The organism is Stutzerimonas stutzeri, from assembly GCF_024448935.1.
Classification (GTDB): domain Bacteria; phylum Pseudomonadota; class Gammaproteobacteria; order Pseudomonadales; family Pseudomonadaceae; genus Stutzerimonas; species Stutzerimonas stutzeri_AO.
The window spans coordinates 37,207-51,236 of record NZ_JAMOIE010000026.1; the positions used below are offsets into that span (position 1 = coordinate 37,207).

At 65.5% G+C, this 14,030-nt stretch carries 13 protein-coding genes; 10 read left to right on the top strand and 3 right to left on the bottom strand.

Annotated elements, in window-relative coordinates; genetic code table 11:
• The first annotated feature begins 103 nt into the window (after positions 1 to 103).
• The 6 genes from NA637_RS09935 (at position 104) to NA637_RS09960 (ending at position 6,145) form a co-directional block, all read left to right on the top strand.
• Complete coding sequence (locus NA637_RS09935) at positions 104 to 787, top strand: response regulator transcription factor (protein ID WP_256072093.1); 684 nt, start codon at positions 104 to 106, stop codon at positions 785 to 787.
• A 4-nt stretch (positions 788 to 791) separates the two neighbouring features.
• Positions 792 to 2,069 carry a sensor histidine kinase gene (locus tag NA637_RS09940; protein WP_256072107.1) on the top strand — a complete coding sequence of 426 codons (1,278 nt, stop codon included), beginning with the start codon at positions 792 to 794 and terminating at the stop codon, positions 2,067 to 2,069.
• A gap of 81 nt (positions 2,070 to 2,150) precedes the next feature.
• Positions 2,151 to 2,828: a class I SAM-dependent methyltransferase gene (locus NA637_RS09945; protein WP_256072094.1), complete on the top strand. Its 678-nt coding sequence runs from the start codon at positions 2,151 to 2,153 to the stop codon at positions 2,826 to 2,828.
• 2 nt (positions 2,829 to 2,830) lie between these two features.
• Positions 2,831 to 3,550, top strand: coding sequence for a lipopolysaccharide kinase InaA family protein (locus NA637_RS09950; protein ID WP_256072095.1), 720 nt, complete (start codon positions 2,831 to 2,833; stop codon positions 3,548 to 3,550).
• Positions 3,551 to 3,563: 13 nt separating this feature from the next.
• The gene (locus NA637_RS09955; protein WP_256072108.1) at positions 3,564 to 3,968 is read left to right on the top strand and encodes a diacylglycerol kinase; all 405 of its coding nucleotides are present in this window, start codon (positions 3,564 to 3,566) and stop codon (positions 3,966 to 3,968) included.
• A gap of 11 nt (positions 3,969 to 3,979) precedes the next feature.
• Positions 3,980 to 6,145: an LTA synthase family protein gene (locus NA637_RS09960; protein WP_256072096.1), complete on the top strand. Its 2,166-nt coding sequence runs from the start codon at positions 3,980 to 3,982 to the stop codon at positions 6,143 to 6,145.
• A gap of 85 nt (positions 6,146 to 6,230) precedes the next feature.
• Here NA637_RS09960 and NA637_RS09965 read toward each other — a convergent pair whose 3' ends face one another.
• The 3 genes from NA637_RS09965 to NA637_RS09975 form a co-directional block, all read right to left on the bottom strand.
• A complete protein-coding gene (locus tag NA637_RS09965) occupies positions 6,231 to 6,461 on the bottom strand; it encodes a diheme cytochrome c (protein WP_256072097.1) in 231 nt (76 codons plus the stop codon).
• 7 nt (positions 6,462 to 6,468) lie between these two features.
• Entirely contained in the window at positions 6,469 to 7,557 is a 1,089-nt protein-coding gene (gene trmA / locus NA637_RS09970) for a tRNA (uridine(54)-C5)-methyltransferase TrmA (protein ID WP_256072099.1), read from the bottom strand.
• A gap of 194 nt (positions 7,558 to 7,751) precedes the next feature.
• Positions 7,752 to 9,047: an NCS2 family permease gene (locus NA637_RS09975; RefSeq protein WP_256072100.1), complete on the bottom strand. Its 1,296-nt coding sequence runs from the start codon at positions 9,045 to 9,047 to the stop codon at positions 7,752 to 7,754.
• Between the two features lie 357 nt (positions 9,048 to 9,404).
• Here NA637_RS09975 and NA637_RS09980 point away from each other — a divergent pair, with 357 nt between their 5' ends.
• From NA637_RS09980 to NA637_RS09995, 4 genes are all read left to right on the top strand, one after another.
• A complete protein-coding gene (locus NA637_RS09980) occupies positions 9,405 to 10,007 on the top strand; it encodes a nucleotidyltransferase family protein (RefSeq protein WP_256072101.1) in 603 nt (200 codons plus the stop codon).
• A gap of 205 nt (positions 10,008 to 10,212) precedes the next feature.
• Entirely contained in the window at positions 10,213 to 10,746 is a 534-nt protein-coding gene (locus tag NA637_RS09985; RefSeq protein WP_256072102.1) for a (2Fe-2S)-binding protein, read from the top strand.
• Entirely contained in the window at positions 10,743 to 11,729 is a 987-nt protein-coding gene (locus NA637_RS09990) for an FAD binding domain-containing protein (protein ID WP_256072103.1), read from the top strand. The genes NA637_RS09985 and NA637_RS09990 overlap by 4 nt, the downstream gene beginning before the upstream one ends.
• Positions 11,726 to 13,930: a xanthine dehydrogenase family protein molybdopterin-binding subunit gene (locus NA637_RS09995; RefSeq protein WP_256072104.1), complete on the top strand. Its 2,205-nt coding sequence runs from the start codon at positions 11,726 to 11,728 to the stop codon at positions 13,928 to 13,930. Before NA637_RS09990 ends, NA637_RS09995 begins: the two co-directional genes overlap by 4 nt.
• The last annotated feature ends 100 nt before the right edge of the window (positions 13,931 to 14,030 follow it).

Below are 14,030 nucleotides of genomic sequence, written 5' to 3' on the forward strand. Positions count from 1 at the left end.
GATCCACAGGCAAGATTGAACGCGCCGAAGTCTGCGCACCCGCCTGTGAGCCCTTCGTAAAGAAGGCGTGAAAATTCCATCATTTGCCTGCTAGCGAACCGATATGCGCATTCTCGTCATCGAAGACAACCGCGACATCCTGGCCAACGTCCTGGACTACCTGGAGCTCAAGGGCTACGTGGTGGATTGCGCCCAGGACGGCCTCAGCGGCCTGCACCTGGCCGCCACCGAGCACTACGATCTGATCGTGCTGGACATCATGCTGCCGGGCATCGACGGGCTGCAGGTCTGCAAACGGCTGCGTGACGATGCCGGGCGCGATACCCCGATCATCATGCTCACCGCGCGCGATGCGCTGGCCGACCGGCTGCAGGGGCTCGGGGCCGGCGCCGACGACTATCTGGTCAAGCCGTTCGCGCTGTCCGAGCTGGTCGCCCGTATCGAGGCGATCCTGCGGCGCAGCCAGGGCTCGCGCAAACGCAAACTGCAGGTCGCTGACCTGCACTATGACCTCGATACTCTGCAGGCAACCCGTGCCGGCCAGCCGCTGCGATTGAATCCCATCGGCCACAAACTGCTGGCGATCCTCATGCAGAAGAGCCCGGCGGTGGTGCGCCGCGAGCAGCTGGAAGAGGCGCTGTGGGGCGACGACGTGCCCGACAGCGATAGCCTGCGCAGCCATATTCACCAGCTGCGTCAGGTGCTCGACAAGCCGTTCGCGACAGCGCTGCTGCACACCGTGCATGGCGTCGGTTTCCGTCTCGCGGAGCGCGACCATGCTGGCTAAGCACATGCTGGCTAAGCAACCGTTCGCGCGACGCATCGTCATTGCCTTCACGCTGATGACGCTGGTGGTCAGCGGGACCTTTTCGCTCGGCATCGTCGCGGTCGTGCATTTCATCGAGGAGCACCTGGTGACCCAGGAGCTGGGGCACGAACTGGACAGCGCGCTCAACGACGTCATGGGGCACGGGGACGCACCCCGGCTCGACGCGACTACCCGATTCTTCGCCTCTAACCTGCCTGGCTACGCCATTCCCGAGGCCTTCAGGGGGCTTGCCGATGGGTTCACCGAGCTGGTCCGCAACGACGGTGCCTACTACGTCTATCAGCGCGAAATCGACGGCGCCAAGTATCTGCTGGTCGAGGAACAGCACGAGTTCGAGGCGCGCGAGAAGGCCTTGTTCAGGGTGGTGCTGGCGGGATTCGTGCTGAGCATCCTCGGTGCCTGGGGGCTTGGCTGGCTGATGGCGAGGAAAGTCATGGCCCCGCTGTCACGCCTGGCACAGCAGGTACGTCATCGTGACCAGCTGCACCCGCTGGCGCCGCCACTGGCGTTGCAATATCCGGACGACGAGGTCGGCCATGTGGCGGCGGCCTTCGACAGCACCCTCGGCCAGCTGCGCCAGAGCCTGGAGCGCGAGCGGCTGTTCACCAGCGATGTCAGCCATGAGCTGCGCACCCCGCTGATGGTGGTGCTCGGCGCCTGCGAGCTGCTTGAACAGCAGGCCGAGCTGCCGCCAGCCGCACAGCGACCGCTGGCGCGCATCCAGCGTGCCGCGCAGGAAATGCACGAGCTGGTGGAAACCTTCCTGATGCTGGCGCGGGCGCGTCCGCAACAGGCGTCCCTGGCGGGTGACACCAGCTTGCGGAGCGTGGCGCAGGAGCAGAGCGAGCGCTGGGCGCCGCTGTTTGTTGAAAAGGGGCTGGCCTTCGAGCTGCGGGAGGAGGGTGAGGACCGCGGCGTCTACAACCACACCTTGCTCGGCACGGTGATGTCCAATCTGCTGCGCAACGCCCTGCACTACACCGACCGCGGCACGGTGCGCCTGGTCCTGAGCGAGGGTGGCTTTCGCGTCGAGGATAGCGGTGTGGGCATTCCGCTGGCGGAGCAGGAGCGCATGTTCCAGCCATTCGTGCGCGGCGCCGAGGGGCGCGGCGAAGGACTGGGGCTGGGGCTGTCGCTGGTCAAGCGTATCTGCGCCCACCAGAGCTGGCAGGTGGGTGTGGTGCCGCGGCAACCGCAGGGCAGCTGCTTCCAGGTGCGCTTTCATGACGGCGTGGTTTGACGTCTTTTTCACATCCTGTTGACGGGCCCTTGATGTCCGTCTGGTTAGTTTGGTGTTCCGTTTCCAACCGGAATGCCCGCCATGCCCACATCGAGCCCTATCGAACTGGAGTTCTCGCGCAAGTACGACCGCCAGCACGCCTACGAATACCTGCACAAGCACCAGGACGGGCTGGCCCGGCGGCTGTCGCACTGGCGTGACGAGCAGATGGCGCGCCGCGCACTGAAGATCGCCGGCGACCCCGATCTGGTGCTCGACCTGCCCTGTGGCGCCGGGCGCTTCTGGCCGCTGCTGGCCAAACATCCGAGCCGGATGATCTTCGCCGCGGACAACTCCGCCGACATGCTGGCGATCGCCGAGTCGGCGCAGCCGCTGGAAGTGCTCAAGCGGGTGGAGACCTTTCAGACGTCGGCGTTTGCCATCGACATGGGCGACAACGCGGTAGACACCATCTTCTGCATGCGCCTGCTGCACCACATCGCCGATCCGGCGCATCGCCTGGCGATGCTGCGTGAGTTCCACCGCGTCACCCGTGACACGCTGATCGTCTCGCTGTGGGTCGATGGCAACTACAAGGCCTGGAAGCGCAAGCGCCTGGAGCGTCGCCGGCCGGCGAAGGACAACCAGAACCGTTTCGTCGTCGCGCGCGCGGTGATCGAGGCGGAATTCGCCGAGGCCGGCTTCGACATTCTCGACCGCAATGACTTTCTGCCGGGCTATGCCATGTGGCGGGTCTACGTGCTGCGCAAGCGGGGTTGAGCATGAGTGGTCCTCTCGTACTGCCGGCCCGCGAAGCACGTACCAGCACCTTCCAGCGCTGGTGGAACACACAGGGCGAATGGGTCGAGGAACCCAACCAGCGCCGCGCCGGCGAAAGCGGTGTGCAACGGATACGGCTGCGCGATCCGCAGCAGCCGCTGCTGTACTGCAAACGGCAGATCGGCCACCTGTACCGCTCGCTGCTGCATCCGTTCGGCAGCCCCACGGTACGACGTGAACTGCAGGCGCTGCAGGCCATCGGCCGGCTGGGCGTGCGGGTGCCGGACCTGGTCTACTGCGGCACCCGGCAACAGGCCGGCCAGTGGCAGGCGCTGCTGGTGACGGCGGAGCTGGAAGGTTTCGTCAGCCTGGAGGACTGGTACGGCGAAGACATGCCCGCCTATTACGGCGACACGCTGCAGGCGCGCATGCTCGCGGCGGTCGGCAGCACCCTCGGCCGTATCCATCAGGCGCGCTGGCAGCATGGCTGCTGCTACCCCAAGCACATCTTTCTCAAGGTTCACGGCGAGGGCTCGGCGGCCCGGGTCGAGGTGGCGCTGCTCGATCTGGAAAAGAGCCGTCGCCGGCTTCGTCGTAGCGCGGCGGCACGGCATGACCTGCGCCAGCTCAAGCGTCATCGCCAGGCCATGCCTGAGCCAGACTGGCAACGATTGCTGGCCGCCCACCGCACGTTCAGCGAGGTGCGCTGCGATGTCATCTGAGCCGGCCCGCGTGATGAGCGATGACGCGGCAAGCGTTGACGTGCCGGTTGGTGGTGCGGTCATGAAAGGGCGCAGCGGGCTGGCGCGGATCTGGTACGCGTCCGGCTATTCGGCTGCAGGTCTCAAGGCCGCCTATATAGGCGAAGCGGCATTCCGCCAGCTGGTGCTGCTGAACGTGCTGCTGATTCCGCTGGCCTTCCTGCTCGACGTCAGCCGCGTCGAGCGCGCCGTGCTGATCGCCGTGGTGTTTCTCGGCCTGATCGTCGAACTGCTCAACTCGGCCATCGAGGCGACGGTCGATCGCATCTCCCTCGAACTGCACCCGCTCTCCAAGCAGGCCAAGGACATGGGCAGCGCCGCGCAACTGCTGGCGCTGTGCCTGATCGGCCTGGTCTGGGCGGCGATTCTGATCCCCTGAAGGACATACCCATGCTTTCCTCATTGCGACGCCCCGGTCGACAGCGCCCGCTGCCCGGCTTCAACGCCCTGGCCGCGCACCTGCGCTTCACGTTGGCCAGTGCGCTGGCCCTGCTGGCGGTGTTTGCCCTGCTGCGCCTGGCCTTGCTGCTGTTCAACCGCGAGCTGATCGGCAGCACGCCGCTGGCCAGTTTCGTCGAGGCATTCGGCAACGGCCTGCGCTTCGACCTGCGGATGACGGTGTACATCCTGCTGCCACTGCTGCTCGGCGTGCTGAGCGTGCGTGTGATGGCTGCCCGCGGCCTGCTGCGGCTGTGGTTGACTGTGTGCGCCAGCCTGACGATCCTGCTCGGGCTGATCGAGCTGAACTTCTATCGCGAGTTTCATCAGCGCCTCAACAGCCTGGTGTTCCAGTATCTGCAGGAAGATCCGGCCACGGTGCTGAGCATGCTCTGGCACGGCTTCCCGGTGCTGCAGCTGCTGGCGGCCTGGGGCGCGGCGAGCGTAGCGATGTACGCCCTGTTCGGCTGGCTGGAGCGGCTGACCCATGCCGCGCCGGTCGTTCATTCAGGCGGCGCAAGCCGCAGTGGCGCGGCCTGGTATACCCGCACCGCGGTGTTCACGCTGCTGGTGCTGGTCTGTGTGGTGGCCGCGCGTGGCACGCTGCGCCAGGGCCCGCCGCTGCGCTGGGGCGATGCCTTCACCACCGAGTCGATGTTCGCCAACCACCTCGGCCTGAACGCGACGCTGTCACTCTACGATGCCGCCAGGAACCGCTTCTCCAGCCACCGTGACAACAGCTGGAAGGCGACGCTGCCGGCCGAGCAGGCGCAGGCGATCACCCGCGAACTGCTGCTGACCGGCAACGACCAACTGGTGGATGCCGGGCTGGCGGCGGTACGCCGTGATTTCCGGCCGCCAGCGGACGGGCAGCTGCCGGTGCGCAACGTGGTGGTGATCCTGATGGAAAGCTTCGCCGGGCGTTTCGTTGGGGCGCTGGGCAGCCAGGAAGGCATCACACCGAACTTCGACCGCCTCGCCGAAGAGGGCCTGCTGTTCAGCCGCTTCTTCGCCAACGGCACCCATACCCACCAGGGCATGTTCGCCAGCATGGCCTGCTTCCCCAACCTGCCGGGCTTCGAGTACCTGATGCAGACGCCCGAGGGTGGCAACCGCTTCTCCGGCTTGCCGCAACTGCTCAGCGCACGGCAGTTCAACGACGTCTATGTCTACAACGGCGATTTCGCCTGGGACAACCAGTCCGGCTTCTTCAGCAACCAGGGCATGACCCGCTTCATCGGTCGCGACGACTACGTCGATCCGGTGGTGGCCGATCCGACCTGGGGCGTTTCCGATCAGGACATGTTCACCCGCGCTGCCGAGGAGCTAGGACAGCTTGACCGCAGCAAGCCGTTCTATGCGCTGCTGCAGACGCTGTCCAACCACACGCCCTATGCGCTGCCGGAGCAACTGCCGGTCGCTCCGGTACAGGGGCACGGCAATCTGGATCAGCACCTGACCGCGATGCGCTATTCGGACTGGGCGCTGGGGCAGTTCTTCGACAGGGTGCGGGGCGAGCCCTGGTTCGAGCAGACGCTGTTCGTGGTGGTCGGCGATCACGGCTTCGGGGTGCCGGAGGAGCTTACCGAGATGGACCTGTTCCGCTTCAACGTGCCGCTGCTGCTGATTGCGCCGGGCATCACCGAGCGCTTCGGCAGCCGGCGCGATGTGGTCGGGACGCAGGTCGACGTGGTGCCGACCATCATGGGGCGGCTCGGTGGCGAGGTGCGGCACCAGTGCTGGGGGCGTGACCTGCTCAGCCTGGCGGCGAACGATCCGGGGTTCGGCATCATCAAACCGTCGGGCAGCGATCAGACGGTGGCGATGATTCGCGGTGACCGCGTGCTGGTGCAGCCCAAGGAGCAAGCGGCGCGCCTGTATCGCTATCGCCTGGGAGCCAACCCGCAGGGCGAACGACTCGCAGCGGATGCCGAGGCGGCGCAATTGCAGCGCCAGCTGGAAGCCTACCTGCAGACCGCGACCGCCAGCCTGCTGGCCAATCGCAGCGCGGATCGCGAGCGCGAGGCAGCGCCCGGCAGCGTGCCGCTGGCCAGAGTGGTGCTGCCGGCAAAGCCGCCCAAGGCGCCGATCCGGGTACGCCAGGTGAGCGAAGGCTGAGCTCCGGTGACGAACCCTCTGAGCTCCGGTGACGAACCCTCATGGATTGCCTCAGTGGGAAGAAGTGGCGCTCAACGCGGGATCTTCACCTGGCCCCATCGAAGTCGCCGCGTTCGGCGTCCCGGTGGCAGGCCAGGCAGTTGAAGCACTGCTTGCCGATCAAGCCGTCGCCGACCGCCGGCGAGCCGCCACGCATCAGCCAGACCCGCTGGTGCAAACCCAAGACGAGGTCAGCGACGCCACGTTCGCTCGCGGGTCGGTCGACGGCCGCTGAATGGTTACGGATGCGGAACGCCGACCAGTTGCCCGCGTCCACTGGGTGGTCACCTGCGAACCAGCAACACGCCCGACTCCATGTGGTGGGTGTAGGGGAACTGGTCGAACAGCGCGCAGCGCTCGATGCGGTGGGTATCGTGCAGCTGGGCGATGTTCGCCGCCAGGGTGTCGGGGTTGCAGGAAATATAGAGGATGCGCTCGAAACGGCGGGTCAGTTCGCAGGTGGCCGGGTCCATGCCGGCGCGGGGCGGATCGACGAACACGCTGCCGAAGGCGTAGCGCTTCAGGTCGATGTGGGCCAGGCGGCGGAACGGCCGCACTTCGTTGAGAGCCTGGGTCAGCTCCTCGGCGGAGAGGCGCACCAGCTCGATATTCTCGATACCGTTGCCTTCGATGTTGGCCAGCGCGGCGTTGACCGAGGATTTGCTGATCTCGGTGGCCAGCACGCGGCGCACGCGGGTGGACAGCGGCAGGGTGAAGTTGCCATTGCCGCAATAGAGTTCGAGCAGATCGTCGCTGCGCTCGCCAAGCACGTCGTAGGCCCAGTTCAGCATCTTCTGGCATACGTCGCCGTTGGGCTGGGTGAAGGCACCTTCGGGTTGTCGGTAGCGGAAGGTGCGGCCCGCGACGGTCAGTTGCTCGGTCACGTAGTCGCGGCCGATGACGATGCGCTTGCCCTTGGAGCGGCCGACGATGCTGGCGCCCAGTGCCTCGGCTAGCTTTTCTGCCTCCTGCTGCCAGGCAGCGTCCAGCGGGCGGTGGTAGGCGAGGGTGATCAGCGCATCGCCGGAGAGCGTGGTCAGGAACTCGACCTGGAACAGCTTGAAACTCAGGGTCTCGCTGGCTTGCCAGGCGGCCTTGAGCTGCGGCATCAGCTCGTTGATGCGACGGCTGGCGATGGGGAACTCGTCGATCAGAATGGGCGTGTGCTTGTCGCCCTGCTCGAACATCGCGTAATGGCGTTGGCCGTCCTCGCGCCACAGGCGGAACTCGGTGCGAAGCCGATAGTGTTCACGTGGCGAGTCGAAGACTTCCGGCGCGGGTGCGTCGAAGGGCGCCAGCAGGTCCACCAGCCGGGCGGTCTTGTCGGCGAGTTGGGCGTCGTAGGTGGCGGGGTCGAATTGCGGAGCGCTCATGAAGACTCTTGGAGTGGTAGGTAAATGGGGTGGATCGGGGCGCGCAGCTGACGCTTCAACCACCCCCCGTCTCCGTATGAAAGGTGGATGAAAAAAACGTCATCCACGGCTCGGAAGATGACGACAGATGGCGCGGAGTGCGCCACGCTTTTGCTTGCAGCTTGCAGCTTGCAGCTTGCAGCTTGCAGCTGCCTTCAGCCGGCAAACCAGCCCAGCTTCACCACGAACAGTGCCGAGAGAATCCACATGGCCGGGCTCAGCTCGCGCCAGCGGCCGGCCAGCAGCTTGATCGCGGTCCAGGCGATGAAGCCGAAGGCGATGCCGTTGGCGATGGAGAAGGTCAGCGGCATGGCCAGCGCGGCGATGGCAACCGGTGCGGCGACGGTAAGGTCGTCCCAGTCGATGTTGGCCAGGCTGCTCATCATCAGCACGGCGACGAACAGCAGCGCCGGTGCGGTGGCGTAGGCCGGCACGGCACCGGCCAACGGGGCGAAGAACAGGCTGAGCAGGAACAGCAGCGCCACCACGCAGGCGGTCAGGCCGGTGCGCCCGCCGGCGCTGATGCCGGCGGCCGATTCGATGTAGCTGGTGGTGGTCGAGGTGCCCAGTGCGGCGCCAGCCATGGTCGCGGTGCTGTCAGCCAGCAGCGCGCGGCCGAGGCGAGGCATGCGACCGTCCTTGTCCAGCAGGTTGGCTTTCTGGGCGACACCGATGAGGGTGCCTGAGGTGTCAAACAGGTCGACGAAGAGGAAAGCGAAGATCACGCTGAGCAGGCCAATGTCCAGCGCGCCCATGATGTCCAGCTGCATGAAGGTCGGCACCAGCGAAGGCGGCATCGAGACCACGCCGTTGAGCTCGGAAAGGCCCAGCAGGATCGACAACCCGGTCACCACCAGAATGCCGATCATGACGGCACCGGTGACCTTGCGATAAGCCAGCGCGGCGATCAGGAAGAAGCCGAGGCAGGCGAGCAGCGGTCCGCCGGCGGTGAGGTCACCGAGGCCCACCAGAGTGGCTGGGTTGTCGACGACGATGCCAGCATTTTTCAGCGCGATGATTGCCAGGAACAGGCCGATACCCGCCGCGATGCCCGAACGCAGCGCCAGCGGAATGCTGTGGATGATCCACTCGCGAATCTTGAAGATCGACAGCAGGAAGAAAATAGCGCCCGAGAGAAACACCGCACCCAGCGCGGTCTGCCAGGTGTAGCCCATGGTCAGCACCACGGTGTAGGTGAAGAAGGCGTTGAGGCCCATGCCCGGCGCCAGCGCGATGGGGTAGTTGGCGACCAGGCCCATGATCGCCGAGCCGATGGCCGCGGCCAGGCAGGTGGCGACGAATACCGCGCCGTGATCCATGCCGGTTTCGGCGAGGATGCTCGGGTTGACGAAGAGGATGTAGGCCATCGTCAGAAAGGTGGTGAGACCGGCCAGGATCTCGGTGCGCAGCGTGGTGTGGTGCGCCTTGAGTTGGAACAGTTTCTCCAGCATGGTGATTCCTCTTCTTGCCGGTCTTTCGTGCGGTTGGGGTACAGCAAAGCTTATCCGGGCGAAGCCCGCAAAAAGCGGGGCATCTTACACCGTCGCTCGAGCGGGTTGAATTTCCATTCGGTGACTGGTGAATGCTGCTTTTCACGGTAGGGTCGCGCCGCCCTGTAGCCGGCACCGGGCGAGATTGTGAAGCCGGCGCGCAACGGTTGTACTCGGGACGGGTCTGTGTGACTGACGGCCCGATTGGCCCCGTTCTGCGAGGAGGGAACATGACCGAACAGCAGGCCGACCGACGGTTGGGTGAGCGCCACAGGCGCCTCGGCATGCCCGGCTCGCTGCACATGAGGAAGCACCCGCATGGTTGAACCCGTCCGCGGTGTATGCGCCCTGGTGCTGGCGGCGGGGCAGGGCAGCCGTTACCGCGAGCATGCCGATCAGGACAAACTGCTCGCTCCCTGCAACCGCACGCCTGATGCCCCGCCCGTGCTGGCGGCGACGCTTGGCGCGCTGTGCGGGGTCGCCGAGCGGCTGGTCGTCGTGACCCGTGACGACAACAGCGAGCTGCTTGCCTGGCTTGGGCTGCAGGCTGACCGGTACGCTGCCGAGGTGTTCGCCGTGCACACCCGGGGGTTGGGCCACAGCCTGGCGCAGGCGGTCAGGCAGTACCCGAGCGACAAGGGCTGGCTGGTCGCGCTCGGCGACATGCCCTATGTGCGGCCCGCCACCTTCCGTCGCATCGCTGAGCAGATCGAGCCACCGCGCCTGGTGGTGGCAAGCCATCAGGGGCAGCGCGGCCATCCGCGCGGGATCGGTCGCGACCAGGCATTGCAGGTGATGTCGCTGGACGGCGAGTGCGGTGCTCAGGCGCTGTTTTCGAGTGGTGCCGCCTGGGACATCGAGGTCGATGACTCCGGCGTGTTGCAGGACATTGATCGCCCCGATGATCGACGCAGCAGCTGACCGGCTGTCGCTGCCTGCCGGTCCGTGTCGCCCCGGCACCTATATATAAAGCACCTTGCATGGCTGTGTGCGTGCCCGGCTGAACGATTTTTCCGCCTGGGCAGTCGTACTTCCTAGACGCACGGACAGCGCGCCCAATGCCTGAGGTCTTCGGCGATCCTGCATAGAACAGCCAGCCGAAGCCCCCCCAAACCGTGAGGCTGCCATGAGCGAAACGTCTTCCGCCCCAGGTGGGATTGCCGCCTGTTCCATTTCCCTCCAACTGAACGGCCAGCGCCGTGAAGTCGAGGTCTATCCCTGGACCACCCTGCTCGATCTGCTGCGCGAACAACTGCACCTGACCGGCACCAAGAAAGGCTGTGACCACGGCCAGTGTGGCGCCTGTACCGTGCTGCTCAACGGCAAGCGGATCAATAGCTGCCTGACCCTCGCCGTGATGCACGACGGCGCAGAGCTGACCACCATCGAAGGGCTGGCGCAGGGCGAGCAACTGCACCCCATGCAGGCCGCCTTCGTCAAACACGACGCCTTCCAGTGCGGCTATTGCACGCCCGGGCAGATCTGCTCGGCGGTGGGCATGATCGCCGAAGGACGGGCACAAACCCGTGATGATCTGCGCGAACAGATGAGTGGCAATGTCTGCCGTTGCGGCGCCTACCCGAACATTGTCGCCGCCATCGAGGACGCGACGGCGGAAACGCGCGAGCGTCTGGCCAGTGCGAAGGAGGTGACGCCATGAATCCCTTCAGCTATGCACGCCCGAGCAGTGTCGAGGAAGCCATCGGGCAATTCCGTCCGGACAGCCGCTACATTGCCGGTGGCACCAACCTGCTGGACCTGATGAAGGAAAACGTCACCCGTCCGTCGCAACTGATCGACATCACCCAGCTACCACTGGCCGATATCGAAGAGACGGCTGACGGTGGCCTGCGCATCGGGGCTTTGGTGAGCAATGCGGATCTGGCCTGGCACCCGCTGGTGGAGCAGCGCTACCCGCTGCTGGCCCAGGCGATCCTGGCTGGCGCCTCCCCCCAGCTGCGCAACATGGCCACCACCGGTGGCAACCTGCTGCAGCGCACTCGCTGCTTCTATTTCTATGACAGCACCACGCCCTGCAACAAACGCGAGCCGGGCAGCGGCTGCTCGGCGCGTGACGGCTTGAATCGCATTCACGCTATTGTCGGCCACAGCGACGCCTGCATTGCCGTGCATCCCTCCGATATGTGCGTGGCGCTGGCGGCGCTCGAGGCGGTGGTCCATGTGCAGGGCCAGCGAGGCGAGCGGCGTATCGATTTTGCCGACTTCCACCGCCTGCCGGGACAAGCGCCCGAGCACGACAACACCCTGGTCGATGGCGAATTGATCACTGCGGTCGAGTTGCCGGCGCAGGATTTCTCCGCACACAGCAACTACCTCAAGGTGCGTGATCGCGCCTCCTATGCCTTCGCGCTTGTTGCCGTTGCCGCCGCGCTGGACATGGACGGCAGGGACATCCGCAGCGCCCGAATTGCCATGGGCGGGGTGGCACACAAGCCCTGGCGCAAGACCGAAGCCGAGGCGGCGCTGGTCGGCAAGACGGCTGATGATTCCGCGTTCACCGCCGCTGCGGACATCCTGCTCGAGGGAGCCAGTGGCTTCGAACACAACGCCTTCAAGATCGAACTCGGCCGCCGCGCCATCGTTCGCGCCCTGACCGACGCCGCCAGAGGAGCCGCCCAATGAAATCAGCCAATTCCCCGTTCGGGCAGCCGCTAAACCGAGTCGATGGCCCGCTGAAAGTCACGGGACAGGCCCGTTACGCCGGTGAGTTCGATGTGCCCGGCCTGCTCTACGGCAGCGTGGTCAACAGCAGCATCGCGCGGGGTCGAATCATCAGTATCGATGCCAGTGCCGCCGAGGCCGTGCCCGGTGTAGCGCTGGTGCTGACCCACCAGAACCGTCCGCCCATCGCCAGCTACGACGAGCCCTACGAGGACGACGATGCCGCCGATGGCTCGCCGTTCCGGCCGCTGTTCAACGACCGTATTCTCTACAGCGGCCAGCCGATCGCGCTGGTGGTCGCGGAAAACCTCGAACTGGCCCGCTACGCCGGCAGCCTGGTGCGCGTCGAATACCAGCGCGAGCCCCATCACACCGACCTGCTCAGCGAGCTGGAAACCATGCGCAAGGCACCGGCCGACCTGCCGAAGCCGCGCGGTGATGTGGCCAGCGCCCTGGCCAGCGCGCCATTCAGGGTGGATGTGCAGTACACCACGCCGGTCGAGCACCACAATCCGATGGAGCCGCATGCCTCGACCGTTCACTACTTTGCCGAAGGCAACCTGGAGATCTACGACAAGACCCAGGGCGTGCAGAATTGCATGCGCTATCTGGAAGGGGTGTTCGACATGGAGGGCAAGATCCGCATCCTCTCGCCGTTTGTCGGCGGCGCCTTCGGTTCCGGCTTGCGCCCTCAGTACCAGCTGACGCTGGCGGTGATGGCGGCGCTCAAGCTCAAGCGCTCGGTGCGTGTCACCCTCAAGCGCCAGCAGATGTTCACCTTCGGCTATCGGCCGCGGGCCGTGCAGCGGCTGTCGATCGGCGCAAACGCCGGCGGGGAACTGCAGGCCATCACCCACCAGGCGATCGGTCAGACGTCCACCTTTGAGGATTTCACCGAGCATGAGGTCGAGTGGTCCGGGATGCTTTACAAGTGCCCGAACGCAAGGCTCGACTATCAACTGGTGCCGCTGGATGTATACACGCCGCTGGATATGCGCGCACCGGGCGCCACCATTGGCGTCTACGCCCTGGAAAGCGCGATGGACGAACTGGCCTACGCAGTGAATGTCGATCCGCTGCAGTTGCGTCTGACCAACTATTCCGAGCGCAACGCCAACGAGGACAAGCCCTATTCGAGCAAGGAGCTGCGCCAGTGCTACGAGCAGGGTGCCGAACGTTTCGGCTGGTCACGCCGCTCGATGGCGCCGCGCTCCATGCGCGACGGCAACCAGCTGATCGGCTGGGGCATGGCGACCGGGGTGTGGGAGGCGCTGCAGATGCCGGCCGCCGCCAAGGCGTGCCTGGAGCCCGACGGACGGCTGGTGGTCAGCAGTGCCACGTCCGACATCGGCACCGGCACCTACACGGTGATGACCCAAATAGCGGCGGCGGCCATGGGCCTGCCGATGGCGCAGGTCGAGTTTCGCCTGGGTGATTCGAACCTGTCGCAGGCGCCCCTGGAAGGCGGCTCCTTCACGGTGTCGTCGGTCGGGACAGCCGTCCAGCAGGCGTGTGAGGGGCTGCAGGCCAAATTACTCGACGCCGCTCAGCAGTCGCCGGTATCGCCGTTCACCGGGGCCAAGCTCGAGGATGTGGAGTTCGTTGACGGCCAGATGCGCTTGAAGGCCTCGCCCGAGCAGCGGGTCGAGCTGGCGAAGATCGTCTCCGCCAGCGGCGTGCTCGAAGCGGAAGTCAGCGCCAAGCCGGGCGAGAAACGCAACGAGTATTCGATCTCTACGCACTCGGCGATATTCGTCGAGGTACGGGTGGACGAATCGCTGGGCACGGTAAAGGTGAGTCGCGTGGTCAGCGCCGTAGCCGCCGGGCGCGTGGTCAATCCGAAGACCGCGGGTAACCAGATCGCCGGTGGTGTGGTCTGGGGCATCGGGCAGGCGCTGCATGAGGAAAGCATGATCGACCACAACCTCGGTCGTTACATGAACCACAACCTGTCCGAGTACCACGTCCCGATCAATGCCGATATCAACGACATCGACGTGTTCTTCGTCGAGGAAAAGGACGAAATCGTCAACGCGCTGGGTTCCAAGGGCGTGGGCGAGATCGGCATCGTCGGTGTGGCGGCGGCGGTGGGTAACGCCATCTTCCACGCCACCGGCAAGCGGGTGCGCGACCTGCCGATCACCATGGACAAGTTGCTTTAAAAGCAGCCGCAAGCTGCAAGCCATAAGCGGCAAGTGAAAGCAGAGAGCGGAAAGCAAAAAAGCTTGACGGCAGTTTAGCGACAGCCCCGACACTGATTCG